Source organism: Agromyces laixinhei, assembly GCF_006337065.1.
Taxonomy (GTDB): Bacteria; Actinomycetota; Actinomycetes; order Actinomycetales; family Microbacteriaceae; genus Agromyces; species Agromyces laixinhei.
The window spans coordinates 830,243-856,524 of the sequence record NZ_CP040872.1 but is presented as its reverse complement, the minus strand read 5'-3'; the positions used below and the strand labels follow the sequence as shown (position 1 = coordinate 856,524).

24 protein-coding genes are annotated in these 26,282 nt (G+C 70.2%); 14 read left to right on the top strand and 10 right to left on the bottom strand.

All coding sequences use genetic code 11. From position 1 onward, the window contains the following. Window positions 1–6: 6 nt before the first annotated feature. Complete coding sequence (locus tag FHG54_RS04080; protein ID WP_139416138.1) at window positions 7–927, bottom strand: NAD(P)H-binding protein; 921 nt, start codon at window positions 925–927, stop codon at window positions 7–9. A gap of 88 nt (window positions 928–1,015) precedes the next feature. On the opposite strand from FHG54_RS04080, the gene FHG54_RS04075 reads away from it, so the two are divergent. Next, window positions 1,016–1,441: a MarR family winged helix-turn-helix transcriptional regulator gene (locus FHG54_RS04075; RefSeq protein ID WP_139416137.1), complete on the top strand. Its 426-nt coding sequence runs from the start codon at window positions 1,016–1,018 to the stop codon at window positions 1,439–1,441. Between the two features lie 31 nt (window positions 1,442–1,472). On the opposite strand, the gene FHG54_RS04070 is transcribed toward FHG54_RS04075, so the two are convergent. Further along, window positions 1,473–1,871 (bottom strand): winged helix-turn-helix transcriptional regulator, encoded by a 399-nt coding sequence (locus FHG54_RS04070; RefSeq protein WP_139416136.1) that lies wholly within the window; start codon window positions 1,869–1,871, stop codon window positions 1,473–1,475. A 99-nt stretch (window positions 1,872–1,970) separates the two neighbouring features. On the opposite strand from FHG54_RS04070, the gene FHG54_RS04065 reads away from it, so the two are divergent. Then, window positions 1,971–2,867 (top strand): NADP-dependent oxidoreductase, encoded by an 897-nt coding sequence (locus tag FHG54_RS04065; protein ID WP_139416135.1) that lies wholly within the window; start codon window positions 1,971–1,973, stop codon window positions 2,865–2,867. 101 nt (window positions 2,868–2,968) lie between these two features. Next, window positions 2,969–3,670: an SDR family oxidoreductase gene (locus FHG54_RS04060; RefSeq protein ID WP_139416134.1), complete on the top strand. Its 702-nt coding sequence runs from the start codon at window positions 2,969–2,971 to the stop codon at window positions 3,668–3,670. 34 nt (window positions 3,671–3,704) lie between these two features. On the opposite strand, the gene FHG54_RS04055 is transcribed toward FHG54_RS04060, so the two are convergent. Beyond that, the gene (locus tag FHG54_RS04055) at window positions 3,705–3,926 is read right to left on the bottom strand and encodes a hypothetical protein (protein WP_139416133.1); all 222 of its coding nucleotides are present in this window, start codon (window positions 3,924–3,926) and stop codon (window positions 3,705–3,707) included. Window positions 3,927–4,012: 86 nt separating this feature from the next. Here FHG54_RS04055 and FHG54_RS04050 point away from each other — a divergent pair, with 86 nt between their 5' ends. Together FHG54_RS04050 and FHG54_RS04045 are read left to right on the top strand one after the other, a co-directional pair. Continuing rightward, the gene (locus FHG54_RS04050; RefSeq protein ID WP_139416132.1) at window positions 4,013–5,059 is read left to right on the top strand and encodes a DUF2207 domain-containing protein; all 1,047 of its coding nucleotides are present in this window, start codon (window positions 4,013–4,015) and stop codon (window positions 5,057–5,059) included. 6 nt (window positions 5,060–5,065) lie between these two features. After that, complete coding sequence (locus tag FHG54_RS04045) at window positions 5,066–5,761, top strand: alpha/beta hydrolase family protein (protein WP_139416131.1); 696 nt, start codon at window positions 5,066–5,068, stop codon at window positions 5,759–5,761. A gap of 31 nt (window positions 5,762–5,792) precedes the next feature. Here the strand turns inward: FHG54_RS04045 and FHG54_RS04040 are convergent, their stop codons facing one another. Both FHG54_RS04040 and FHG54_RS04035 read right to left on the bottom strand, forming a co-directional pair. Continuing rightward, window positions 5,793–6,578 (bottom strand): SDR family oxidoreductase, encoded by a 786-nt coding sequence (locus FHG54_RS04040; RefSeq protein WP_139416130.1) that lies wholly within the window; start codon window positions 6,576–6,578, stop codon window positions 5,793–5,795. A gap of 118 nt (window positions 6,579–6,696) precedes the next feature. Continuing rightward, window positions 6,697–9,012 carry an ATP-binding cassette domain-containing protein gene (locus FHG54_RS04035; RefSeq protein WP_139416129.1) on the bottom strand — a complete coding sequence of 772 codons (2,316 nt, stop codon included), beginning with the start codon at window positions 9,010–9,012 and terminating at the stop codon, window positions 6,697–6,699. Between the two features lie 120 nt (window positions 9,013–9,132). On the opposite strand from FHG54_RS04035, the gene FHG54_RS04030 reads away from it, so the two are divergent. The 3 genes from FHG54_RS04030 to FHG54_RS04015 all read left to right on the top strand — a co-directional run bounded on the left by FHG54_RS04030 (window position 9,133) and on the right by FHG54_RS04015 (window position 13,390). Then, window positions 9,133–10,749 carry a molybdopterin-dependent oxidoreductase gene (locus FHG54_RS04030; RefSeq protein ID WP_139416128.1) on the top strand — a complete coding sequence of 539 codons (1,617 nt, stop codon included), beginning with the start codon at window positions 9,133–9,135 and terminating at the stop codon, window positions 10,747–10,749. A 540-nt stretch (window positions 10,750–11,289) separates the two neighbouring features. Beyond that, a complete protein-coding gene (locus FHG54_RS16275; protein ID WP_168197094.1) occupies window positions 11,290–11,958 on the top strand; it encodes a hypothetical protein in 669 nt (222 codons plus the stop codon). A gap of 151 nt (window positions 11,959–12,109) precedes the next feature. After that, the gene (locus FHG54_RS04015) at window positions 12,110–13,390 is read left to right on the top strand and encodes an ROK family transcriptional regulator (protein ID WP_139416126.1); all 1,281 of its coding nucleotides are present in this window, start codon (window positions 12,110–12,112) and stop codon (window positions 13,388–13,390) included. A 6-nt stretch (window positions 13,391–13,396) separates the two neighbouring features. Here FHG54_RS04015 and FHG54_RS04010 read toward each other — a convergent pair whose 3' ends face one another. Both FHG54_RS04010 and FHG54_RS04005 read right to left on the bottom strand, forming a co-directional pair. Further along, window positions 13,397–15,124, bottom strand: coding sequence for an amidase (locus FHG54_RS04010; protein WP_139416125.1), 1,728 nt, complete (start codon window positions 15,122–15,124; stop codon window positions 13,397–13,399). A gap of 41 nt (window positions 15,125–15,165) precedes the next feature. After that, the gene (locus tag FHG54_RS04005) at window positions 15,166–16,194 is read right to left on the bottom strand and encodes an agmatine deiminase family protein (protein WP_139416124.1); all 1,029 of its coding nucleotides are present in this window, start codon (window positions 16,192–16,194) and stop codon (window positions 15,166–15,168) included. 130 nt (window positions 16,195–16,324) lie between these two features. Between FHG54_RS04005 and FHG54_RS04000 the strand changes: the two genes are divergently transcribed. Continuing rightward, window positions 16,325–19,888 carry a TM0106 family RecB-like putative nuclease gene (locus FHG54_RS04000; protein ID WP_139416123.1) on the top strand — a complete coding sequence of 1,188 codons (3,564 nt, stop codon included), beginning with the start codon at window positions 16,325–16,327 and terminating at the stop codon, window positions 19,886–19,888. 36 nt (window positions 19,889–19,924) lie between these two features. Here FHG54_RS04000 and FHG54_RS03995 read toward each other — a convergent pair whose 3' ends face one another. Further along, the gene (locus tag FHG54_RS03995; protein WP_139416122.1) at window positions 19,925–20,359 is read right to left on the bottom strand and encodes a YdeI/OmpD-associated family protein; all 435 of its coding nucleotides are present in this window, start codon (window positions 20,357–20,359) and stop codon (window positions 19,925–19,927) included. A 137-nt stretch (window positions 20,360–20,496) separates the two neighbouring features. Between FHG54_RS03995 and FHG54_RS03990 the strand changes: the two genes are divergently transcribed. From FHG54_RS03990 to FHG54_RS03975, 4 genes are all read left to right on the top strand, one after another. Further along, window positions 20,497–20,946: a GNAT family N-acetyltransferase gene (locus tag FHG54_RS03990; protein WP_139416121.1), complete on the top strand. Its 450-nt coding sequence runs from the start codon at window positions 20,497–20,499 to the stop codon at window positions 20,944–20,946. 140 nt (window positions 20,947–21,086) lie between these two features. Further along, a complete protein-coding gene (locus FHG54_RS03985; RefSeq protein ID WP_168197093.1) occupies window positions 21,087–22,505 on the top strand; it encodes an HNH endonuclease signature motif containing protein in 1,419 nt (472 codons plus the stop codon). A gap of 121 nt (window positions 22,506–22,626) precedes the next feature. Beyond that, window positions 22,627–22,902, top strand: coding sequence for a glutaredoxin family protein (locus FHG54_RS03980; RefSeq protein ID WP_139416119.1), 276 nt, complete (start codon window positions 22,627–22,629; stop codon window positions 22,900–22,902). Window positions 22,903–23,005: 103 nt separating this feature from the next. Beyond that, window positions 23,006–23,581 carry a hypothetical protein gene (locus FHG54_RS03975; RefSeq protein WP_139416118.1) on the top strand — a complete coding sequence of 192 codons (576 nt, stop codon included), beginning with the start codon at window positions 23,006–23,008 and terminating at the stop codon, window positions 23,579–23,581. On the opposite strand, the gene FHG54_RS03970 is transcribed toward FHG54_RS03975, so the two are convergent. Further along, window positions 23,524–24,528, bottom strand: coding sequence for an LLM class F420-dependent oxidoreductase (locus FHG54_RS03970; protein WP_139416117.1), 1,005 nt, complete (start codon window positions 24,526–24,528; stop codon window positions 23,524–23,526). The genes FHG54_RS03975 and FHG54_RS03970 overlap by 58 nt on opposite strands. Window positions 24,529–24,678: 150 nt before the next feature. Between FHG54_RS03970 and FHG54_RS03965 the strand changes: the two genes are divergently transcribed. Further along, complete coding sequence (locus FHG54_RS03965) at window positions 24,679–25,044, top strand: hypothetical protein (protein ID WP_139416116.1); 366 nt, start codon at window positions 24,679–24,681, stop codon at window positions 25,042–25,044. A gap of 19 nt (window positions 25,045–25,063) precedes the next feature. On the opposite strand, the gene FHG54_RS03960 is transcribed toward FHG54_RS03965, so the two are convergent. Beyond that, window positions 25,064–26,248, bottom strand: a complete 1,185-nt coding sequence (locus FHG54_RS03960) for a baeRF11 domain-containing protein (protein WP_139416115.1) — start codon at window positions 26,246–26,248, stop codon at window positions 25,064–25,066. Between the last annotated feature and the right edge of the window lie 34 nt (window positions 26,249–26,282).

Here is a 26,282-nt window from a genome sequence, read left to right as displayed (position 1 = left end):
GCCGGGCTATCCGCGGACTGGACGCCAGACGTCTGCACGCTCGCTCGCGAAGGTCGCCAGACTGCGCGGCTCGAACCGCGTGAGCCGGAGAACGTCGTCGGTGACTTCGCTGAAGACACCTTCGTGAACTCGCTCGATCATGTTGCCGACGATGCCGGCGAGCCACGGCTCGAGCGCGGCCGTCGCTTCGTCTCGCGAGGGATCCGTTGGGCGAACTTCTCTCTCGGAGACGTCGCTGACGATTGCGGCTGCTTCAGCGATGGACAGCGCATCAGGGCCCGTGACCGTGATCGCCTCCCCCGCCAGCGCGCGATCGCTGAGTGACGCCACCGTAATCGCCGCGATGTCCCTCGCATCGACGAAGGCGATGGTCGCGCCCGCGGATGAGATCGGCAGCACCCCGTGGTCGCGAATGGCCGTCAGATAGAACCGCGGGTCGTCCATCACCTGGTGGAACCACGATGGGCGCACCAGCGTCCAACTCGCGGCCGCGTCGGTCACGGCGATCTCGACCTGACGCTCCCAGCTCGAGTCGGCGAGCGTGCCCGCGCCCTGCTCTGAGAGCAGGACGACGTGCGCGCCGGGCGCCTGCGCCACGAACTCGCCCACCAATTCGGGGGCGTTCTCGAGATCGGGCCGCATCAGGAAGATCGACTCCACGTCGGCGACGGCCTCCGCCCAAGTACGGCGGTCCTGCCAGTCGAAGCGCACCGGGGTCGTCAGGTCGTGAGGAGTGCCGGGCCTGCGTGTGCCCGCGTTGACCGGCGCGCCGGCTTCGGTGAGCAATTGGACCACTTCGCGCCCGGTCTTTCCTCGGCCGCCGGTCACGAGGGTGCGGGCGGCGTTCACCGCTCGAACCCCGTCGATGCGACCTGCGGTGGCGGCCGGCCACCTCGGTGCGGAGCGAGCATCTGCGTCGTGGGTCATTTCGGTTCCCAACTAGTTGAGTCAATCAAGTAATTACAGTACATCACAGATACTTGAGCGGATCAAGTAGATTCTGTAAACTTGCGGAATGACGGTTACTTCCGGGCCAACGGCAGGCGCCAGCAAGGTCGAGCACACGCTCTACGACTTTGTCGATTCATACGACCGCGCCTATGAGGCCGCCGCGGCCAGCCAACAGCTCAGTGTCGCTCAGGCCTGCGTGCTCGTCCGGCTCGACCAGCGACGAGGCATGAGTTCACTGGCGACGGAACTCGGGTGCGACGCATCCAACATCACCCAGATCGTTGCCCGACTCGAGTCTCGCGGATTTGTCACGCGGCACGCGGATCCAGCCGACGGACGAGCGAGACTGATCGATCGCACGCCGGACGGCGACGCGGTCAGCGCCGGATTCGACTCGGCTTTCGAGTTCGCGCGCGAGGCGATGAAGCGCCTGTCGGCCGAGGAGCAGGATCACCTGACGGCGCTGCTGCGCAAAGCCCTCGGCGGCTGATCAGACGCCGACTACGACACCCCGCCTTCGATCACGGCCGCGTGTCGTAGTCGGCGCGAGCGCTCTCGACCTCGGGCATGTGCTGCTCTGCCCAGACCTTGAGCTGCCCGAGAATGCCGGCGAGCGACTCACCCAACAGCGTGAGCTCGTAGTCGACGCGCACCGGCACCGACGGCGTGACCGTGCGGGTGAGAATCCCGTCGCGTTCGAGGCTGCGGAGCGTCTGAGTGAGCATCTTCTGACTGACGCCGGCCAACTGCCGAGACACCTCGGAGTAACGCTTGGGGCCTTCGGCCAGCGACTTCAGCACAAGGGCCACCCACTTGTCCGCAAGTCTGGCGAGGAGCTTGCGGCTCGGGCATGACTCGAGGTACGCGTCGAACTCGCCCCTCGCCTCGTCTCGGTGCTGCTGTGCGGTCAACGTCGGCATGGCTCTCCTCCAGGTATGTACCCGACTTCTGGGTTCCTTCTTCCCAGTTGAGCGTACGTCGTCCATTCTGGTGTCTCCACTACCGACAAGGAGGCTCACTTGCCCGCACTACTCGCATACTCCACCAGCACCTCGCCCGCGCTCGAAGATGTCGCTCCGCCCGAACTCGGGCCGACCGATGTCCGGATCGGGGTGATCGCCGCGGCAGTCAACCCGGTCGACGTCAAGGTGTTGACCGGGCCGTTGCGCGCCGCGCTCGGGCTGCCCGACCCGATCGGGCTCGGCTGGGACGTCAGCGGCACCATCATCGAGATCGGCAGCGAGGTCACCGACCTCGTCCCCGGCGACCGGGTAGCCGGAATGCTGCACCTGCTCGCCCTCAGGCCGAGCGTCGGCACCCACGCCGACGAAACGGTCCTCTCCGCCGACGCCGTCGCCCGCGTGCCCGACGGCCTCGACCTCGTCGATGCCGCTTCGCTGCCGATCACCGCTCTCGCCGCGCACCAGGCACTCGATCTGCTCGGCCCTGCAGAGGGCCGAACCCTCCTCGTCACTGGTGGCGCCGGCGCCGTCGGCGGACACGCCCTCGTGCTGGCCACGCGCGCCGGCTGGAAGGTTTCCGCGCTGGCCCGCGATGCCGACGCCGACTTCATCGCGCGCGCCGGCGCACAACTCGTGACCGAGGTGCCCGGCCCGTCGTTCGACGCGGTGCTCGACGCGGCAGTGCTGCTCGGGTCAGCGTTGACCGCGGTGCGTGACGGCGGAGCATTCGTCGGGATGGCACCCGATGCGCCGGTCCCCGCCGAGCGCGGAATCACAGTGCACACCGTCAGCGTCGAGCCCGACAGCACGGCACTCAGCCGACTGCTCAGCCTCGCCGCAGAGGGCGTGCTCGAGGTTCGAGTGGCCGGGCTGGTGCCCTTGCACGCGGCGACGCAGGCGTACGACGAGGTCGCTGCCGGCAGCCAGCGCGGCCGCTGGCTCCTCATCCCCTGACGTCCGGGCATCGGTCAACCCGAGAATCGGCCTCGCCCAGACCGGATCCCCGGCCGCCTCTCTTGACCTCGAGCGCACTCGAGCGCTTAGCCTCCCAGATCATGGGAACACAACGCATAGCTTTGATCACCGGCGGCGGCAGCGGCATCGGCCGCTCCGTTGCCAAGCACCTCCTCGATGACGGCTGGTCAGTCGCCATCACCGGACGAGACCAGACCCGCCTCGACACAGCAATGAACACGCTGCCTGCTCCAGACAGAGTCTTCCCTCTCGTGGGCGACACCAGCAACGATGCCGACGTCAGAATGTGGGTCGAAGCCACCGTGGCGCGGTTCGGCGGGTTGACGGCCGCCGTCGCCAACGCAGGGCACGCGACGACCGGATGGCTCGAACACGACAACCCCGAGGCCTGGCGGCAGATGGTGCTGACGAACATCCTCGGCCCAGCACTCCTCATTCATTACGCCAGGTCTGAGCTTGTCCAGTCCCGCGGGCGAATCGTTCTGGTCGGCAGCGTGGCGGGGATGGTGCCGACGCCAGGGAATCTCTACGGTGCGACCAAGTACGCGGTTACCGGTCTTGCCGAGAACACTCGCCGAGCCTTCACCGATGACCAGGTCGGCGTCACGCTCCTGGCGCCAGGCAGAGTGGACAGTCCGTTCTGGGACGATCTCGGCGGCCGCCCGGACAGCACCATGCTCAACCCCGACGACCTCGGCCGAGCAACCGCGTGGGTCCTCGATCAACCACCGGGCGTCGATGTCAATACACTCACCATTCGCCCGTTCGAATCGGCGGTTTGAGCGCGCGCACAAGGTGGGAGTGGAGCGTGCCGACTCAGGCGAGCCGATCGCGCACGGCGGCGCCCCACTGGAAGCCGCACTCGCGGCAGTCGAAGATGGGGCCCTCGTCGAGTGCCAGGGCGGCGGCCGCGTCGCCGGCCTCGACTTCGAAGTCGAGCGGACCGTAGACGATCGCGCGCACCGCGAGGGAGTCGCAGCGCGGACACGGCTCATCGATCACCAGGTGGGGAGCTGAGTGCTGCATCTGCTTCGTCATGGCAGTCACGGTACGCCGAGCATCCGACATCGCCGGCACCGCACCGCGCGCGTTGCCGACTGCCCAGCGGTCCCTAGACTGGGCGCGTGCTGACCGCCGTGCTGATCATCGCGATCGTTCCCGCGTTCCTCATCCTGGGGCTCGGGCTGGTCGCGCGCGCTGTCGCCGCGCAACGCGCGACGCCGCGGGTGGTGCAGTACACCCCCGAGCGCGATTCGACGGTGCTGCGCGATGCGCTGCTCATCGATGCAGACCGGCGCGCGGCATCCGCTGCCCTCATCGACCTCGCGGTCAAACGCAAGATCCGTCTCATCGCGGGCGCGGGCAAGCGCGACCCCATCGGCGTCGAACTCGTGTCGACTGCCGTGCTCACCACCGAAGAAGGGGCACTGCTCGAGTCGCTCTTCGGTCCCGAGCACACGAGCACGCGCGTGCGCCGGCTCTCGGCCGATCGGCGTGCGCTCGCCGGTCGCCTGAGGAGCCTGCTGCTGAGCACCGAGCACGCCCTCGCTCGTGACGATCTCGTCGCGCCCCGCCGCGTGACGTGGCCGGGCGTCACCCTCACGATTCTCGCGTACCTCGGCCTGCTGGTCGAGGCGGTGTTCCTCGTCGTCACGATCGTGGGCGCCGACTGGGCGGCGCTCGTCACGACCCTGATCGCCGTCGCCGCGACGATCGCGACGGTGCTCGTGACCCCGTCATCGTGGCGGAGGTTCCTGCCGGCCGCGACGCCGCGCCGCGAACACCTCGCCGGGCTCAAGCAGTACATCGACCTCGCCGAGGCCGACCGGTTGCGCATGCTGCAGTCGCCGAGCGGCGCCGAGCTGCGCACGACGGATGCCGCGGCGCCCGAGCAGTCCGACCCGATCACGCGCTTCCACCTGCACGAGCGCCTGCTGCCCTACGCCGTGCTGTTCGGCCTCGAGCGCGAATGGGTCGCGAAGCTCAAGCTCGAGCACACCGAGCTCGCCGCGACGGATCTCGACACTGTCGGTCTCGTCGACGTCACGGTCGACATCGCCCTCGCGATCGAGGCGGCCGGCAGCGTCGTCGAGCTCACCTCGGCTGTCGGCGATCTCGCCGACAGCGCGGGCAACGTCATCGACGGTGTCTTCGAACTCTTCAACCTGTAGCCGCGCATGACCGCTGCCGAACTCTCCATCACCATCGACGTCGACGGCACGCCCGTCTCCGGCGTGTATGCGCGCCCGCCGGGCGCGGCGGCCACGATCGTCGTGGCCCACGGGGCGGGCGCGGGCATGGAGCATCCGTTCATGACGGGCTTCACGCGCGCACTGAACGACGACGGCCTCGCGACCCTGCGCTTCAACTTCCCGTACCGTGAGGCGGGCCGGAAGTTTCCCGATCGACCGCCGGTCGCGATCGCGACGTGGCGTTCCGTGATGGATGCCGCGGCCGCGCGCGCCGCCGACGCCGGAAGCCCCGGCGAGCCGATCTGGGCGAGCGGCAAGTCGTTCGGCGGGCGTATGGCGTCGATGGCGGTCGCCGAGGGCATGCCCGTCGCCGGGCTGGTCTTCCTCGGCTATCCGCTGCACGCGCCGGGCAAGCCCGAGAAGCCGCGGAGCGACCACCTGCCGGGCATCACCGTGCCGATGCTCTTCCTGCAGGGGCGGAACGACCCCTTCGCGACCCCCAACGAACAACTCGACGAGGTCGCCCGGCGCATCGGCCAGAACGCCTCGCTCGAGTGGGTCGAGGGCGCCGGCCACTCATTCGAGATCAAAGGCGCGAAACGCCCGGCCGCCGAGATCGGGGCCGGGCTGGCCGCGCCGGTCTCCGCGTTCGTGCGAGCAGCGAGCGCGGCGCGGCGCTGACCACTCGCCGGGCGGCGTTCGCTCGCGTCGGCTAGCTCCAGATGTCGTCGCCGCGGAGCGAGGCGTCGGCGCCGCCGTCGATGTAGATCGTCTGGCCGGTCACGTGCGTGTTCTCGTCACTCGTGAGCCAGGCGAGGAGCCGGGCGATCACCACGGCGTCGGAGTGGCCGTTGAGCGGCATCGGCACGGCTGCGTCGACCATCGCACGACCCTCTTCAGTGGCCAGCAGCGGCGCGGTCATCGGCGTGACGACGGTCCCCGGGGCGACGGCGTTCACGGGAATGCCGGCACCGGCGTAGCGCGACGCGATCGACTCGCGACGCACCCATCGGCTGAGCGCACGTTTCGACGACGGGTAGTTGAGGTAGCCGGTCTCCGGGCCTCGCTCGGCGAGCGCCGCGCCGAGCTCCAGCGCCTTCGCCTCGTCGCCCGCGAGCAGCGCGTCGACGAGTTCGGGCGAGTTCGCCTGCAGGCTGGCCATCGAGCTCACCACGGCGATGCGCGGCGCGTCGGCCTTCGCGAGCGTCGGAGCGAGCGCGTCGAGGAACTCGGTCACGCCGAAGAAGTTCACCGACACGGTCAGCGGGATCGGTGCGGAGATGCCCGCCGCCGCGATGACGGCGTCGATCTGCCCGCCGGATGCCTCGATGGCCGCGGCCGCGGCATCCGCCCGCCCCTCGGGCTTGGAGAGGTCGGCGGTGAGATCGGCCCCCTTCAGGTCGACGCCGATGACGCGGTGACCGCGCTCGGCGAGAAGCGTTGCGGTGGCCGCTCCGATGCCTGATCCTGCTCCGGTGATGACATACGTTCTGCTCATGATTCCGACGTTACGCCCTTCGGGCGCACGCGCGCGCGAAGAGCAGATCGACCTGATTTCGGGCTGTGAATCGCGAGCGAGCGGATGCCTCGTCGCATGCCGTCGTCAGGCGCCGACGTCAGGCGCCGACGTACGCGCGCAGGTGCGTGCCCGTGAGCGTCGCCGAGTCGGTCGTCGCCGCCGCATCGACGAGTGCGCGGGGCGTGCCCTCGAAGACGACGCGCCCGCCGTCGCGGCCGGCACCGGGGCCGAGATCGATGAGCCAGTCGGCGTGCGCCATCACGGCCTGGTGGTGCTCGATGACGATGACCGAGTTGCCGTCGTCGACGAGCCGGTCGAGGAGCGCCAGCAGTCGATCGACGTCGGCCAGGTGCAGTCCGGTGGTCGGCTCGTCGAGCACGTAGATCGAACCCGTCTTCGCCATGCTGATCGCGAGCTTCAGTCGCTGGCGCTCACCCCCCGAGAGGGTGTTGAGCGCCTGCCCGAGGCCGAGGTAGCCGAGCCCCACGTCGGAGAGCCGCTGCAGGATCGCCCGGGCCGGCTTCTCGGTGAGGTACTCGAGCGCCGCGTCGACCGAGAGGGCGAGCACCTCGGCGATATTCAGCCCGTTGAGGCGATATTCGAGCACTTCGGCCGTGAATCGCTTGCCGCCGCACTCTTCACAGACGCTCGAGACCGTCGACATCGGGCCGAGTTCGACGAACACGAGGCCGATGCCCTTGCAGTTGGGGCAGGCCCCCGCGGAGTTCGCGCTGAAGAGGGCCGGCTTCACGCCGTTCTCCTTCGCGAACGCCTTGCGGATCGTGTCGAGGAGACCGGTGTAGGTGGCAGGGTTCGACCGGATCGAGCCGCGGATCGGCGACTGGTCGACGACGACGACCTGCTCGTGCCGCGGCACGTTGCCGTGGATGAGCGACGACTTGCCCGAGCCCGCCACGCCCGTGACCACGGTGAGCACCCCGAGCGGGATGTCGACGTCGACTCCGGTGAGGTTGTGCTGGCGGGCGTCTCTGATCTCGAGCACACCGGTCGCCTCGCGCACCTCTGGGCGAAGCGTCGCCCGGTGATCGAGGTGCCGACCGGTGAGCGTGTCGGAGGCGCGCAGCCCGTCGAGGTCGCCTTCGAAGCAGATACGCCCGCCGCGCGCGCCCGCACCGGGCCCGAGGTCGACGATGTGGTCGGCGATCTCGATGACCTCGGGCTTGTGCTCGACGACGAGCACGGTGTTGCCCTTGTCGCGAAGCTGCAACAGCAGGCGATTCATGCGCTGGATGTCGTGCGGATGCAGCCCCACCGTCGGCTCGTCGAACACGTACGTGACGTCGGTCAGTGATGAGCCGATGTGGCGGATCATCTTCACGCGCTGCGCCTCGCCGCCCGAGAGGGTGCCCGCCGGCCGGTCGAGGCTGAGGTAGCCGAGTCCGATCTCGACGAAGGAGTCGACGTTCTGCCGGAGGTTCTCGATGAGCGGCGCCACGCTCGGGTCGTCGATGCCGGCGAGCCAGCCCGCGAGGTCGGAGATCTGCATCGCCGAGGCATCCGCGATGTTGATGCCCGCGATCTTCGATGAGAGGGCCTCGCTGTTCAGGCGCGCGCCACCGCACTCTGGGCAGGCCGTGAACGTCACCGCGCGATCGACGAAGGTGCGGATGTGCGGCTGCATCGCGTCGCGGTCTTTGGCGAGGAGGCTCTTCTGCAACTTCGGCACGAGACCCTCGTAGCTGAGGTTCATCTTGTCGACCTTGACCTTGGTCTGCTCGCGGTAGAGGAAGTCGTGCAGTTCTTGCTCGGAGTAGTCGCGGATCTTCTTGTCGGGGTCGATGAAGCCCGATTCGGCGTAGATGCGCACCATCCAGCCGTCGGCCGTGTAGCCCGGAATCGTGATCGCGCCCTCGGCGATCGACTTGTCGCGGTCGAAGAGTTCGTCGAGGTCGACGTCGTTGACCTGCCCGGTGCCCTCGCACCTCGGGCACATGCCGGCGGGAACGTTGAAGCTGTAGTGGAAGCTCGGACCCGCGGAGGGCTGCCCCAGCCGGGAGAAGAGGATGCGCAGCAGCGCGTACGCGTCGGTCGCCGTGCCGACGGTCGAGCGGGAGTTCGCGCCCATGCGCTCCTGGTCGACGATGATCGCCGCCGAGACGTTGCGCAGGCTGTCGACCTCGGGCCGCGGCTGCGTGGTCATGAAGGACTGGATGAACGTGGAGTACGTCTCGTTGATCAGACGCTGCGACTCGGCCGCGATGGTGCCGAACACGAGGCTCGACTTGCCCGAGCCCGAGACACCCGTGAAGACGCTGAGCCGGCGCTTCGGGATGTCGAGCGAGATGCCCTGCAGGTTGTTCTCGTGCGCCCCGCGCACCTCGATGACGTCGTGGGCATCGAGGATGTGCCGGGTGGAGGTCTGGTCGGGCGCGGTCTGGTCGGGCGCGGTCATTCGGCTGCTCCCCTCGGGCGGGCGCGCGCCCGCGACTCACGATTCTGGCACGGGGCGGTGACATCCGGCAGAGCGGATGCCTCGCAGGCCGCTGCAGCCCGACGAGCGTACGCTGTGCGCATGCTGGTGGAGATTCGCCGCCCCTCCCGCGGCTGGAAGCTGCCCGCCGTGGCGGGCGTGGCATCCGTCGCCCTCGGAGCGGGGGTCGGCGAACTCGTCGCGGCCGTCATCGCTCCCACCTCGGGTCCGTTCGTCGTCGTCGGCGCGATGCTCATCGACCTCGCACCGCCCTGGGCGAAGGACACCGCGATCAACCTCTTCGGCACCGGCGACAAGGCCGCGCTGCTCATCGGCATCGGGCTCGTGCTGCTCATCATCGCGGCCGTGGCCGGGGTGGCCGAGTCGCGGCGATCGCCGTGGGGCATGGTGATCATCACCGTCATCGGCGTCGTCGGCGCGTTCGCCGCGGCGAGCCGCGCGAACGCCGGCATGCTCGCGATCGTGCCGTCGGCCGTGGCGGCGATCGCGGCGATGCTCGCGCTCGCGTTCCTCCTGCGGAAGCTCGCACCCGCACCGGCGCCCGAGCCGGCACCGGCGCCCGCACCCGCACCCGCACCGACGACTGAGCCCGCACCGGCGCCCGCGGCCGACGCGCCGACCGCGGCAACCGTCGGACGGCGGCGATTCCTCGGCTGGGCCGGCGGCGCCGTCGCACTCGGTGCGCTCGCCGCACTCGGGGGTTACGCCCTGCAGGCGGGCGCCCGCGCGGTGACCGCGGTGCGCGATGCGATCACCCTGCCCAAGGCCGCGACCACCGCGACCGTGCCGGCGGGCGCCGATCTCGCCATCGACGGCCTCGCCCCGATCGTCACGCCGAACGCCGACTTCTACCGCATCGATACCGCGCTCGCAGTGCCGGCGGTCGACCCAGCCGACTGGAAGCTCCGCATCCACGGCCTCGTCGGCAGCGAGGTCACCCTCACCTGGGACGAGCTCCTCGCCCTCCCGCTCGGCGAGAGCATCACGACCCTCGCATGCGTCTCGAACGAGGTCGGCGGCAGTCTCATCGGCAACGCCGTGTGGCTCGGCTATCCGATCCGCGAACTGCTCGCACGCGCGGGCCCGACCGCCGACGCCGACATGGTGCTCTCGCGCAGCGTCGACGGCTTCACGGCGTCGACGCCGCTCGAGGTGCTGCAGGACGACCGCAACGCGATCCTCGCGGTGGGCATGAACGGCGAGCCGCTGCCCGCCGAGCATGGATTCCCGGTGCGCATGGTGGTGCCCGGGCTCTACGGCTACGTCTCGGCGACCAAGTGGGTCGTCGACCTCGAAGTGACGCGCTTCGACGCGGCAACCGCCTACTGGACCGATCGCGGCTGGAGCGAGCGCGGCCCGATCAAGCTGCAGTCCCGCATCGACGTGCCGCGCCACGGCCGGCCGGTCGCAGCGGGCTCCGTCACGATCGCGGGCGTCGCGTCGCACCAGCATGTCGGCATCGCCGGCGTCGAGGTGCAGATCGACGACGGCGACTGGCGCGCCGCCGAACTCGCGACCGCGATCTCGGATGACACCTGGGTGCAGTGGCACTACGAATGGGCGGATGCCGCGGCCGGCTCGCATTCCGTGCGCGTGCGCGCCCTCGGGGCCGACGGCGAGGTGCAGACCTCACGCGGGCAGGGCCCCGTGCCTGATGGCGCGACCGGCCTGCACGAGCGCACGTTCGAGGTCAGCTGACGCGCCACTCGTCCTCCACAGCGTTACAACACGCCGATCGCTCCACTTCGTTCACGGAACCCCACGTCGCCCCGCGAGCTTCGCGATTGGGTGGGGGATGTCTCGGTGAAAGGCCCGGCACTTCGGCACTCCGGCACTCCGGCACTCCGGCACTCCGGCACTCCGGCACTCCGGCACTCCGGCACTCCGGCACTCCGGCACTCCGGCACTCCGGCACTTCGGCACTTCGGCACTTCGGCACTTCGGCACTTCGGCACTTCGGCACTTCGGCACTTCGGCACTTCGGCACTTCGGCACTTCGGCACTTCGGCACTCCGGCACTCCGGCACTCCGGCACTCCGGCACTTCGGCACCGTGACTTTGAAAGGAATACCGCTGTGGAGCGACGAGAGCCGACGAGCCGATGGGGAGAAATCGGCACAGTCAAGGGCGAACTCGGCACAGTCAAGGGCGAACTCGGCACATTCAAGGGAGAACCACGCCCGGCCACGAGACAACGACCGACGGTGAAGAGAAGCGACCGGCGACACGGAGGTGACGATGCATGAGAAGACCGTCAAGGTCGACGAGCAGACTGAACGGCTCATAGCCGAGTTGGCGTACTTCCTCGGCTGCACGAAGAAATCGGTTGTACGCGAGGCCATCGCGGAGTTCGTCGAGGGTCGCGCCGCACCGAGTTCGCCGAGTTCGCCCGCGTCGTCGACGGCGTCCACGGCGGCGACGGCGTCCACGGCGGCGACGGCGTCCACGGCGGCGACGGCGCCCGCGGCGGCGACGGCGCCCGCGGCGGCGACGGCGTCCACGGCTGCGACGGCCACGGCGTCGACGGCGGCGACGGCCACGGCGTCGACGGCGTCGAACGCATGGACGTCGCCGAAAGGCCCGGAGGGCGGCGAGCGTCGGCGCTTCGACCAGCTCCCGCTCCTGGAGAGAATGGCGCTGCGGCGGAACGAGATCATCCGCGAGTTCGCGAAGCTCGGCGCCTCGGAGATTCGCGTGCTCGGAGCGCTCGGAGCCGGAGACGCCGCGAACGAGTTCGAGTTCCTCGTCGAAACCGATGTTCTCAAAGGCGGCGCGGCGATTTTCGAGCTCGAGGAGGTTGCGATGAAGTTGCTGGCCGCGCCGGCCACGATCATCTCGTCGACCGCGCTGCGACTCTTCAACCCCGCGGAGCTGCGCCGCAGGATCGACGAGTCGCGACCGCTCTGAACGCACCCCGCGCCGAGCACGCCCGAGGGAGGTGATCTCGCCGGCGATCGCACGCCGGTCCTCGGCGGCCGAACAGCGCTTGCGCCGGCGCGCGCAGGCCGCCGCTCGCGACTATTGTGAGAGACATTCACGGAGCGGAAGTCGGAGATCAATGGCAGGTCGTGCGAACAATCTCGACAGCCCTGACGCAGGTCGCATGCGGGTCTCGCCGGGCGGTGTCACCGGTCGGATGTGGGTCGGGCGCGGCGGCCAATTCGAGTCGCAGGCCGCGGTGCGCCAGAAGCATCTGCAGCGAGTGCTGCAGCACGTGCTCCGCGACGCCGGCACCGCGACTCGCGCGTCGATCGCCAGGAGGACGGGCCTCACCTCAGCCACGATCTCGTCGCTCGTCGCGGAGCTGATCACGCTCGGCCTCGTGGCCGACGGCGAGCACGCTGAGAGCACCGGCGGCAAGCGACCGACGACCCTCCGCATGGACCGGTCGACGTTCGCCATCGTCGCGGTCGTGGTGCGGGCGCGCTCGCTGCGACTCGGCCTGCTCGACCTCACGGGCACGACCGTCGCCGAGACGACGAAGTCGTTCGCCTCGGCGCCGTCGGCCGACGACATCGTGCAGGGCATTCGCGAGCTCACCGGCGGCCTTCCGCACCGCCTGCTCGCCATCGGCATCCAGGTGCCCGGCACATCCGACCAGGGCGTGGTCGTCGAGAGCGTGCAGCTCGGCTGGAGCGGCGTGCCGATCGCCCAGATCATCGAAGACGCCGTCGGCGCTCCCGCCTACCTGCTGAACGACGCCGACGCAGAGGCGCTGGCCGACGCTGCGATCGATCGCGAGACCGTCTCCGAACGCCTCCTCGTGCACCTGGGCGAGGGCGTCGGCTCCGCGCTCACGGTCGGCGGAATCCTCGTGCGGGGTTTCTCAGGGCGTGCCGGCGAGATCGGTCACGTGCGGGTCGTGTTCGAGGCCGAGCGCACCTTCTGCCGATGCGGGCTGAGCGGATGCCTCGAATCGACCGCGTCGTTGACGGCGATGCTCGGCGACGGGTTCCACGACGACCTCGACGATGCGTCGATCGCCCTGCTGTCGACAGCCCGCGACTCCCACGATCGCATGGCCCTCGGCACCAGAGCGCTCTCCCGCGCCCTGCGGATGCTCTCGGCGATGCTCGACCCCGAGGAGATCCTCATCGGCGGCTCCGCCCCGAGCCTCGGCGGCGAGTACCTGTCGATGCTCCAGGACGAATTCGAGATGTATCCCGCGAAGGGCACTCGAACGGTGCGCATCAGATACTCGAGGGCCGGCGGTTTCCCGTTCATCGGCGCAGCCCAGTTCGCCCTCCGCTCCGAGCTCGGCGTCTCATGGTGCGCCCTGGAGGAGCTGCAACCGACGGTCAGCGCCGGCCCCGCCGGCGTCAGGGCCGCCGGCGACTGAGCCGCTTCAGTCCAGTCGCGGCGTGCGCGGCGGCGCCACGCGGCGTGCGGTCGGGGTCGGCAGCGCCTCGAACGCGGCGGCGAGCGCCAGCAGGGCCGAGTCGTCGTAAGCGCGCCCGGCGAAGGTGAGGCCCACCGGCATCCGGATGTCTCGCATGACGCCCATCGGAACCGTGACCGTCGGAATGCCGAGGTGACGCGGAACCAGATTGCCGTTCGCGACCCAGACACCGTTGCGCCAGCCGAGATCGGCGGATGCCTCGTCGACATCCATATCGGCGGGCCCGACGTCGGCGACGGCGGGGAAGGCGACGGCATCGAGGCCGAGCTCGTCCATCCACTGCTCGAGGTCGACCCGCCGTGTCTCTTCGAGGCCGCGGAGCCCCGCCTCGAGCTCGGGCATGTCGGCGAGCGCCGCGCCGGGGTGCGCCCGCGCCCAGTCGGGATACTCGGCGATGTCGTCGTCGAAGCCCGTGTACCGATCGGGCAGTGCGCCCTCGGGGTGCGGGAAGATGCGGGATCCGTCGACGCCGGCGAGCGCGCACAGTGCGGGGTCGCCGTTGGCGTCGAGGAAGTCGTTCCACGCCCACGCCGAGAGGTCGACGATCTCGCGGCGCAGGTACTCAGGGCTCACGAAGCCGCGGGTCGCGATCGTCGGGGCGCCCGGGCGGTCGCCCTCGTAGTTCGAGACCACCGGGAAGTCGACGAGCACGACCTCGGCACCCGCGGACTCGAGGTCGCGGCGCGCCGCCTCCCAGAGTTCCATGACGGAGCCGCGGGTCTCGATGCGCTGCCCGGTCGGGCCGCCGATGCCGGGCGAGCGGCCCGGCTCTGCCGTGCCGGCCTCGGGGTCGGCGTTCACGTACATGCGCGGCACACCGATGCGCCTGCCCGCCAACGCGCCCGCGCGCGGCAGCAGCGAGAGATAGGAGCCGGGGCGAACAGCGGATGCCGCGGGGATCTCGATCCACGGCTGCACGCGCCAGAAGTCGCCGCGCGTCTCGGCGTCGTCGGCGACGATCACGTCGAGCACCTCGAACAGGTCGGCCATCGTGCGCGTGTGCGGCACGACGACGTCCATCGTGGGCACGAGCGGCCAGTTGCCCCGCACCGAGATGACACCCCTCGAGGGGGTGTACGCGCAGAGCCCGTTGTTCGAGGCGGGCGCCCGGCCGCTCGACCAGGTCTCTTCGCCGAGGCCGAACGCCGCGAACGACGCGGCCGTCGCGGTGCCCGATCCGTTCGACGAACCCGAGCCGAACGCGGCGGTGAGGTACTCGGCGTTGTACGGGCTCTCGGCTCGCCCGTAGACGCCGCGCTGCATGCCGCCGTTCGCCATGGGCGGCATGTTCGTGAGGCCGATCAGCACCGCGCCGCCGGCCCGCAGGCGCTCGATCGTGAATGCGTCGCGCTGGGCGACGAGGTGCTCGAATGCGGGGCTCCCGGCTGCTGCGGTGAGGCCCTCGGCGAGGTAACTGTCTTTGGCGGTGTACGGGATGCCGTCGAGCGGGCCGCGCGTCTCGCCGCGGGCGCGACGGGCGTCGGAGGCACGTGCCTCGGCGAGCGCGTCGGGGTTCAACACCACGAGCGCATTGAGCGCGGTCGAGGTCTCGGGCGCGTCGAACGCGGCGACGCGGGCGAGATACGCCTCGACGAGATCGACGGATGTCGCGGCCCCCGACTCGAGCCCCGAGCGCAGTGCTGCGATCGACGCCTCGACCACATCGAAGCTCATGCCGACGTCCTCCCGTTCGTTCGTTCGTTCGGTTGCGAGGGTCAGACGGCGGGCTGCTGCTGCGTGATGCAGTGGATGCCGCCGCCGCCGGCGAAGATCTGGCGCGCGTCGACCGTGACGGCGCGCCGGCCGGGATAGGCCGCCTCGAGGATCGCGCGCGCCGCGGCATCCGCTTCGTCGTCGCCGAAGCCGCACGCGATGACGCCGCCGTTGACGACCAGGTGGTTGACGTAGCTGTAATCGACGAAGCCCTCGTCGTCGCGGATGACCGAGGGGGCCGGCAGTTCGGTGACCTGGAGGGTGCGCCCCGCGGCATCCGTCGACTCGGCCAGCAGCGCCGCGATCTCACGGCTGACCTCGAAGTCGGGGTGCTCGGGGTCGCGCTGCGAGTGCACGAGCACCCGGCCGGGCGACGTGAGGGTCGCGACGATGTCGACATGCCCGTTCGTGCCGAGTTCGTCGTAGTCGCGAGTGAGGCCGCGGGGCAGCCAGATCGCCGTCGTGGCCCCGATCGTGCGGGCCATCTCGGCCTCGACGCGGCGCTTGTCGGCGTAGGGGTTGCGGCGCGGATCGAGCTGCACCGTCTCGGTGAGCAGCACCGTGCCGGCGCCGTCGACGTGGATGCCGCCGCCCTCGTTCACGAGCGCGCTCGAGACGAGTTCTGCGCCGACGCGATCGGCGACGAAGCGGGCGTGCTCGGCGGACTTCTCCCAGCGGGCCCACTCGGGTGCGCCCCAGCCGTTGAAGGTCCAGTCGACCGCGCCGAGCACGCCGGGGCGCTCATCGTCGATGACGAAGGTCGGGCCGTGGTCGCGCATCCAGAACTCGTCGACCGGGCATTCGACGATCTCGACCGCGGGACCCAGCAGACGGCCGGCATTCTCGAGCTCGCTCGGGTCGACGAGAATCGACACGGGTTCGAACCCGGCGATCGTGTTCGCGACCTCGGCCCAGGCGGCGAATGTGCGCTCGACGCCCCCCGGCGCCTCGTCGGCGACGTTGCCCGCGACGGGGAACGCCATCCACGTGCGCTCGTGGGGTGCGGTCTCGGACGGCATGCGCCAGCTCATCGATTCCTCCGTGCGTCGCTTCGGTGCGTCGGCCGTGCAGAGCGGCACCGTCGATCCTATATTCTCGGGCCGCCGGCTCCCATGTCGGTCGCCGCCGATACGGTGAGAGCCTGCGGCGGAAGGGGCCACGATGTATCTGGTTGACGGTTCCGTCGTCACGAGCGCGAGCGACCTGAAGAAGGCCTCCGAGTGCGAGTTCGCATTCCTCCGCGCCCTCGACGCGAAGCTCGGCCGCATCGAGAAGGTGCCCGACCCCGAAGACGCGATGCTCGAGCGTTCGGGTCGCCTCGGCGACCAGCACGAGCTGCGCGTGCTCGACGCCTACCGCGCCGAGCTCGGTGACGGGGTCGTCGAGATCGAACGGCCCGACGTGCGCGACCCCGACGCCGTCGCCGCGGCCGTCGAAGCGACGCGGGCCGCGTTCGACGCCGGCACGCCCGTCGTCTTCCAGGCGACGTTCGCCGACGAGGGCTTCATCGGCTTCGCCGACTTCATCGTGCGCCAGCCCGACGGCCGCTACCTCGTGCAAGACTCCAAGCTCGCGCGCCGGGCGCGGGTCACCGCACTGCTGCAGCTCGCCGCCTACGCCGAGCAACTCGAGCGCACGGGCGTGCCGGTCGCCGACACCGTCGAGCTGCTGCTCGGCGACGGCTCGACGAGCGTGCACCGGCTCGCCGACATCGCCCCCGTCTACCGGCTGCGCCGCGCGCGACTCGAGCAGATCGTCGCCGACCGCGTCGCCGAGTCGGGCCCCGTCGCGTGGGGCGACCCGCGCTACTCGCTCGACGGCCGGTGCGCCACGTGCGACCTCGAAGTGCAGGCGCATCGTGACGTGCTGCTCGTCGCGGGGCTCAGGGTCACGCAGCGCGTCGCCCTGTTCGACGCCGGCATCACGACGATCGACGAGCTCGCGGCATCCGCTGGGCCGGTACCCGGCGTACTCGACGCGACGATCGAGAACCTGCGGGTGCAGGCGCGGCTGCAGCTCGAGGCCGAGGCGGCAGAGCTCGCACTGGATGCTTCGAGCCTCCGCTCCCCCGACGACCCGCCGCTGCCGCCGCCCGTCGTCGTGCGCGATGCGCCCTCACTCGCCGCAATTCCCGAGCCCGACGCCGGCGACCTGTTCTTCGACTTCGAGGGCGACCCGCTCTACACCGAGGGCGCCAGCGACGACTGGGGGCTCGATTACCTCTTCGGCATGGTCGACGACGCCGAGCAGTTCACCCCGCTCTGGGCGCACTCCTTCGCCGAAGAGCGGGTCGCACTCGAGCAGTTCCTCGAGCTCGTGGCGCTGCGCCGGGCGGCGCATCCGCACATGCACATCTACCACTACGCGAGCTACGAGCGCACGCACCTGCTCGCGATGGCCGCGCGGCACGGCGTCGGCGAGGCCGCGGTCGACCAATTGCTCGCCGACGGCGTCTTCGTCGACCTCTACCCGATCGTCAAGCGCGCGGTGCGCGTCGGCAGTCGCTCCTACTCGATCAAGAAGCTCGAACCGCTCTACATGGGCACCGAACTTCGCGAGGCCGACGTGAAGTCGGGCGGCGACTCGATCCTCGAGTACGTGCGGGCGCGCGAACTCGCCGCGACCGGTGGGGTCGATCCCGTCACCGGGCTCGTCGGCGCGGCGGCCGCCCAGCACGTGCTCGACGACCTTGCCGACTACAACCGCTACGACTGCGTCTCGACGCTGCGGCTGCGCGACTGGTTGCTCGGGCTCGCGCGCGAGGCGGGCGTCGAACCCGTGCCCGAGTCGCTCATCGTCGCGGCGGCCAAGGCGGCGGGCAAGGTCTACGAGCCCACCCCGCTGGCGGTGCACCTGCAATCGGTCGCGGGCCCGCCCGACGACCCCGACCGCGACGCCGACCACACGGCCCTTGCGCTCGCGGCGGCCGCCATCGACTATCACGACCGTGAGGCGAAGAGCTTCTGGTGGTCGCACTACTTCCGCGTCGAGCAGCCGCTCGAGGCGTGGGAAGATCACCGCGATGTGCTCGTCGTCGACCCCGTGACATCCGCCGTGGTGCAGCGCTGGTACCGCGAAGACCACCACCGCGTCGATCGACGGCAGGTGCGACTGCGCGGCCGCATCGCGCCCGGATCGAAGTTCAGCGTCGGCGGTGAGCCGATCGCGCTCTACGAGCCGCCCGCGCCGTTCCCGAGCAATTCGCTGCGGCCGGGGTCGCGAGCCTGGCACTCGGTGAGGGTGCTCGAGGTGTTCGACGATGGAGTGCTCATCGAAGAGACGGCCGTCGCCGGGGTCGAGTGGCAGGAGCTGCCGTTCGCGATCGCCCCCGGCACCCCGCCGCCGGCCGGTCGGCAGCAGGGGGCGATCCTCGAGTGGGCGCAGCACCTCGATCGCGCCTTCCCGCGCTGGCCGGCGAACCCCTCCGTCGACGTGCTGCGGCGCATCCCGCCGCGCACCCGCAGCGGCAACGGCCTCGCGCCACTCGGGCCGACGCACGACTACGTCGCCGCCGTCACCGCGTCGCTCCGCGACCTCGACGACTCGTACCTCGCGGTGCAGGGTCCGCCCGGCACCGGCAAGACGTACCTCGCCTCCCATGTCATCACCGAGCTCGTGGGTCGGCACGCGTGGAAGATCGGCGTCGTCGCCCAGTCGCACGCCGTCGTCGAGAACGTGCTCGACGCGGTCGTGCGGGCGGGCCTCGACCCCGAACTCGTCGCGAAGGCGCCGAAAGACGCGAAGGATCCCGGCGACCACGCCTACACCTTCATCGCGAAGAACGGCGTCGCCGAGTACACGGCGGCGCACGACGCGTCGGGGTACGTGGTCGGCGGCACCGCTTGGGACTTCTCGAACGACAACCGGGTGCCGCGCGGCTCGCTCGACCTGCTCGTCATCGACGAGGCGGGTCAGTTCTCGCTCGCCTCGACCATCGCCTCGGCGGTCGGCGCACGCAACCTGCTGCTGCTCGGCGATCCGCAGCAGTTGCCACAGGTCAGTCAGGGCAACCACCCTGAGCCGATCGACACCTCGGCGCTCGGCTGGATCACCGACGGCCACGACGTGTTGCCCGCCGAGTTCGGCTACTTCCTCGCCGAGAGCCGGCGTATGCATCCCGCCGTCGCGGGGCCGGTGTCGTCGCTCTCGTACGAGGGCGAACTGCACTCGCATCCTGCGGCCTCGCAGCGGTCGCTCGACGGTGTCGCCCCCGGCGTCACGGCCCTGCCCATCGAGCACGTCGGCAACACCACGTCGTCGCCCGAAGAGGCGGCGGCGGTCGTCGAACTCGCGCGCTCGCTACTCGGGCGCGACTGGGTCGACGGTGTGGATTCAGCGACGGCAGGGGCGACGGATGCCGCGGCAACCGCTCGCCCGCTGACGCAACGCGACCTCATCGTCGTGACGCCCTACAACGCCCAACTCACGGTCGTGCGCGCCGCCCTCGATGCTGCCGGGCTCACCGAGGTGCCGGTCGGCACGGTCGACAAGTTCCAGGGGCAGGAGGCGGCGGTCGCGATCGTCTCGCTCGCCGCATCCTCCGCCGCGGCGGCGCCTCGGGGTGTCGAGTTCCTGCTGCTGAAGAACCGGCTGAACGTGGCGATCTCGCGCGCCAAGTGGGCGGCGTATCTGCTCTATTCGCCCGGATTGCTCGACGCCCTGCCATACACACCCGACGGGGTGGCGCAGCTCAGCGCGTTCATCCGGCTCGTCGGCGTGCGCTGACGGCGGCGCCGAGCGTGGAGGGCGCCGACAGCGAGGTCACACGTTCGAGAGCTTCGCCGCGATTCCGTCGACGCGGCGCTGCCTGGTCTCGGCGGCCTTGGCGCCTTCGACTGCCGTGACATGCGCCTTCCTCGCGCTCGGCGAAAGGGCGTCGAACGCCGCCCGAGCACCCGACGCCTCGAGGGCTGCGGCGAGATCGGCCGGCACCTCGACCGTGCGCGGTGCCGTGTCCAGGTCGAGGTCGACGACGATCGGGTCGCCGCCGCGGATTCCGCTCGCTGCACGCTTGTCGGAGCTGAACGAGATCATGAACCGGCCACCCATGACCGCCACCGTGCTGCGGTACTCGTAGCCGTTCACGATCACGACGACGGGCGGTCTCTTGCCGGCGCCGAGCGCCTCGATCACCTCGGGCGGCACCTCGATGCCGGTGTTGTTGCCGACCTGGGACATCGTCGTCTCGAATCGCATGGCGCCGAGTCTTCCACGTCGGCGGCTGAGCGGAAAGGGCGGCCGTCAGTGGCTCGAATCGTCGCGGCGAGTCGTGTCGGGAGCGTGGCCGGCTTCGTTCCGGCCGAGTGGCAGTCGGTTGCTGCGAGGATGAGCCCATGGTCGAGTTGGAGGTGGCGGCAGACGAGGTAGGCGACTTCGCCGCATCGTTGGTTCGGTTGCAACGTGTCGCCTATGCCGTCGAGGCCGCGTTGATTCGCGACGACCGCATTCCGGCATTGCGTGAGAGTGAGGATGAGCTGGTTGCGGCGGGCCTTCACTGGCTGCTGGAGACCGAGAACGGCCGGATCGTCGGAGCGCTCGCCTACCAGGTCGACGACGGCACCGTGGATGTGGATCGCCTGGTGGTCGACCCGGCCCATCACCGGCGCGGAATCGGCGCGAGGCTCGTCAGGCGAGTGCTCCAGACTGCACCACGCGTCGTCGTCTCGACCGGTCGCGACAACCTCCCCGCGCGACGGCTCTACGAGGCAGCGGGATTCGCACATGAACGCGACCGCGAGGTTCTTCCCGGCCTGTACGTCAGCGACTACGCCTCCCGGTCGTGACCATTCTCTCGTTGCACGCTCCTGCTGATCTCGAAGGAACCAGGCGGTATCCGGCTTCCATATCGCGCTCCTGAAATGGCTGGTTGTGCTGGGTTTCGCGGGGCGGTGGAATGTCGGTGGGCAGTGGCAGGATCAGGGGTATGGCAGGCATTCGAGAGGCGCTCGACGAGATCGGCGCGCAACTCGCCGCCGTGTTCGCCGTCGACACGCCTCAGCGCCTCGACGACGAGGAGTTGCTGCTCGTGGCCGGCGCCTACGAAGCATTCGGCCGGGAGGTCGACGCGCACCGCGCGGCCCTCGCGGGCGAGGTCGCCGAACGCAGCCGGGTCGAGCTCGGCGCCGAACGACTCTCGGCACGCAAGGGCTGCCGTTCGCCCGTTGAACTCCTCGAACGGGTGACACAGGTCTCCGGGAGCGAGGCACGCCGCCGCGTCACCGTCGGGGCGGCGACCCGCCCCCGTGCCGGATTCACCGGTGAACCGCTGGCCCCCGAGCACCCGCACGTCGCTGCCGCGCTGACCGCGGGCGGCCTCGGCCTCGACGCCGCACACACCATCATCCGTGAACTCGGGCGCACCCGCACCGTCGCCGACCCCGCCCACCTCGACACCGCCGAGCGTGCACTCGTCGAGCAGGCCACCGGTACCGGTGACGGCGCACCGGTGCGGGCGTCCGCCGACGAACTGGCCGTGCAAGCCAGAGCATGGGCCGGCTTCCTCGACCAAGACGGCCCCGAACCCGACGATGAACGCGCCATGCGCCGCCGCGGCCTCCGACTCGGCCGCGCACGTGACGGGCTGATCGGCCTGAGCGGTGAACTCCTGCCAGAGATCGCCGCGAAACTGCAACGTCTCCTCGACGCCCACCTCTCCCCACGCTCCGGCGGCGGATTCCTCACCGAGGCCGAACGAGCCGACCTCGCCGTACAAGCCGAAACCCGCACCACCGACCAGCAACGCCACGACGTGCTCGCCGCGATCATCGACACCGCCGCCCGCTCCGGCGAACACCCCAGCATCGGCGGCGCCGCCCCCACCGTACTCGTCAGCGTCCGAGACGCCGACCTCGAAGCCGGCCGCGGCGCCGCCCACGCCGACGGCATCAGCCTGCCCGTCTCGCTCCGCGCGGCTCGACACATGATCTGCACCGGCGGCATCCAGATCATCACCCTCAACGACGCCGGCCGCATCACCCGACTCGGCTCCCCCGAACGCTGCTTCACCCCACACCAACGCCGCGCCATCACCCTCCGCGACGGCGGCTGCCTCATCCCCGGCTGCACCGTGCCCGCCGCCTGGTGCGAAATCCACCACGTCACCCCCGACAACCGCGGCGGCCCCACCCACACCGACAACGGCGTACTCCTCTGCTGGTACCACCACCGCACCATCGACACCTCCGGATGGGGCATCCGAATGCACCACGGCGCACCCCAGATCCGACCACCCACCTGGCTCGACCCCCACGGCACCTGGCGCACCGCCACCACCTCACCCACCCGACTCGCCAACCTCCTCGAATCGGAATGGCCTGAGCTCCCGTGGGAAGACACCGCGTAGAAGCCGGCAGACGCGGTCGGGCCCGCCCTGACGCTGAGGAACCATGACGCTGAGGGACGATGACGCGCAGGAACCGGCGGGCCCGGGAATATTCGACACGGTACCCACGTAGGTTATTGGTATGGCTTCCCCTGCTACTGACCTGAACCCTGCCCTCGTCACGATGTACGGCGCCGAGTGGTGCAGCGACTGCCGGCGCTCGAAGGCGCTGCTCGACCGCCGCGGCGTCGAGTACGACTACATCGACCTCGAAACCGTCGCCGACGGTGCTGACCGCGCGAAGGCGATCAGCGGCCGCACGCAGATCCCGGTCGTGGTCTTCCCCGACGGCACGCACTTCACCGAGCCGACCGACTCCGAGCTCTCAGAGAAGCTCGACGAAGCCCTCGCCGCGTAGCCGCCGCAGCTCGTGCGACGTCACACTCAGGTGACGTAACAAACGGGCGACCGCACCACGGTCGGGCGTAGAACTGAAACATGCCCAGACCGCGGAGCCGACGATGACGCTCACTCGCATCCTGCCGACGCTGCGTCGTTCGATTCCCGACCCGATCGCCGGTGATCACTGGCCGGCGGCCACGACGGCCTCGACGAGCGACGTCTCGGTCGGCGGCGTGTCGCTGCTGCGCCTCGCCGAGCTGTGCGGCACACCCGCCGTGCATCTCGGGCCGGCGGCCGCGCCGGGCACGAGTGGCCGGCTCGCCTCCGCGACGAGAAACTCCGGCGTCGTCGTCGTGCGGGTGCTCGAGGCATCCGCTCGGCACGGCAATCGCACCGCGACGATCGATGCCGATCTCAGCGCCCTCGAACCGGTATGGGCCGAGGCGCGACTCATCGGGCGCACCTCGGTCGCGCGAGTCGCCCCCACGCTCCTGACGGCGGCGAGCGGATGCCTCGCGCCCGCTCCGATCGCCCTGCCCGGCGATCTCGACGCCGGCGACCTGCTCGCGCTGCCCTACGCAACCGTCACGGATGACGCGGGCATCGCCCGCCCCGCGAGCGGATGGCGGGATGCCCGCTACCGAAGCGCCGGCACGACCTCCGACGCGAAGAGCTCGAGCCCGGAACGGTCGTAGGCCGCCTCGGGGAAGTAGTTGATCGCATAGCCGAGGCCGAGCCGGCTGCGCTCCTCGAGTCGCGCGACGATGTCGTCGGGCGTCCCGACGAGCGTGGCCGGGCCGCCGGCACGATACTCGGCCATGAAGCGCTCCGTCGCATCGGGCCCGAGGTACGGCGCGACCCGCGCTTCGATGCGGTCGAGGCGCGCAGCGACGTCTGCCGCATCGGTGCCGATCACGACGAAGAACTCCGACGAGCGGGTGATCGCCTCGAAGTCGGTGCCCGCCTTCTCGCAGTGCGCACGCAACACCTCGCTCTTGTGCGTGAACACCTCGGGCGAACCGACGAAGTTCGTGTACGACGCGTACTTCGCCGCGATCTTCAGCGTCACCTTCTCGCCGCCGCCGGCGATCCAGATCGGGATGCCGCCCGGTTGCACCGGCTGCGGTTGCACGATCGCACCGTCGACCTGGTAGTAGGTGCCGTCGAGCGTCGCACTGCCGGTGGTCCAGGCCTGGCGCATGATCTCGACGCCCTCGCGCAAGCGCCCGAGCCGCTCGGGGATCGACGGGAAGCCGTAGCCGTAGGCACGCCATTCGTGCTCGTACCAGCCGCCGCCGATGCCCATCTCGAGGCGTCCGCCCGAGACGTGGTCGACCGTGGCGGCGACCTTCGCGAGGTAGGCGGGGTTGCGGTAGCTCATGCACGTGCACATCTGGCCTACGCGCACGCGTGACGTCGACGCGGCGAACGCGGCCATGAGGCTCCACGCCTCGTGGGTCGCCTCGGTCGCCGAGGGCACTGGCGTGGTGTGGAAGTGATCGTAGACCCACATCGACTCCCACACCGAGTCGGGAGCATCGGCGTACTCGGCGAGCGAGAGCATCGTCTGCCAGTGCTCGGCCGGCTCGATGCCGACGAGGTCGTAGCGCCAACCCTGGGGAACGAACATTCCGAATCGCATGCGTTCCACCCTAGGGGCCGGGCCCGTCCCTCTGGGCCGGTCGTGCCTCTGGTCGGTCGTACCGATGGGCTCGGCGGCACAGGAGGTGGCCCGGAAAACTCAGCGCCAGCACTGAGGCCGTCTCAGTTCCGACCCGCTACCTTCGGCGGAATGAACGGATCGCAGCACTGCGAATACTCGGCCGCCGACTTTCGAGCGACCGTCTTCGAGAACACCGACACCCGGCTGATCCATGTCTCGGGCTACGGCCTCTGCGCGAGCGCGGGCTGGAGCCTCGAACTCGTCGCCGCGAACCCCGGCGTCGTGCCCCACCCCGAGAGCCTCTGGCTCGAACTGCGCGAGACGCCGCCGCGAACGGACCGGCCCGGCGCACTCACCGAGTGCCACGTCGAGGCGATGATCGAAGACGCACACGCGCAGGAGATCGTCATCCGCTTCCGCTGGCGGCAGGGCTTCGTCATTCCCCTGCGTGAGCGCGCCGACGCCCTTCGCGAACGGGTCGGCGCCGCCCGCTGAACCAATCCGTGCCGCCGCCTTACGCCAACGCGAACCTCAACTCGGCCATCGCCGGTCCCGACCAGACCGTGCCGTCGAGGTCATCGCTTCGCACGGTGACGACCCTGCCGCCCTTCGACATGACGAGCAGCGCGAGCTGCGGCAGCAGGTCTCCCGCGTGGGTGCCGTCGCTGAGCTTCTCGTCGCCGCCATTCCCGCTCGCGAACTCGACGGCGCCCGACTCGCGGTCGAGCGTGCCGTTCACCGAGGTCGTGAAGTCGAACCAGAACACCTCGACCGCGCCGTCTGCCGCCTCCCTCGCGATCGCCGCGAGATCGCGTTCGACGCGCCCTGCGGTGCCCTCGGTGAGCTGCCGCAGCGCTCCGTCGGCCTCGGCGACGTTCAGCCGGCCGAGCTGCTCGCGAAGCGCCTCGTCGATCTCGGCGGCGCCGAGCCGGTCGGGCGCGCCGGGCACGCCGACCAGACGACGCCCGTTGCGGAGCCGGTCGATGAAGAGGCTGAGCAACGGCTCGGCGGCGAAGACGAAGAGCGGCACATGCCCGTCGGGGTCGCGCTGCAGGAGCTCGTGGCGGGTGGCGTCGGCGACGCGCTTCGCGTAGAGCTCGAGGAAGGCCTTCTTGCGTTCGTCGCCGCTCACGCCCCGGTCGCCGTGCTTGCCGCCGCGCGGCTTGTCGTCGTTCTCGGGGTCGCGATTGGTGGCGTCGTCGAGACTCTTGTCGTGCGACTCGTCGACGTCGAGGCGCACCGCCCGATCGGTCGGGGTGGCGTGCCACAGCGACCACTCGTTGGCCGAGAGGGTGAGTGCGAACGCCTCCTGGTCTTGACTCGGCGCCCGCAGCAGCTGGCCCAGTGTGAAATGCGAGCCGACGTGCACGGCGTCGTCGAGGTGGTTGGGCAGCACGAACACCTCGGTGAACCCGGGGGCGACGAAGATCGCGAGCGACCGGGCGAGGCCCGCCCAGAGCTGCTGGTCGGCGATCACGGCGTCGCGCTCGCGGCGGAGCGCGTCGAGCTCGGTGGTCGCAGCGCCCGACGCCTTCACTCGTTCGATCGCCTCGTCGAACGAGCTCTTCACCGCGACCTCTGCGCGCTCACGCTCACTGACGACGGGAGACGTCGACGCGTAGATCGTGATCGCCGGATAGTGTGCTCCGGCGAGCGCCGTGAAGTCGGCTGAAACGGGCAATGCGTAGTGAATTGTCATCGATCCTCCCCGGGGTCGTGCGACGACGGTGTCG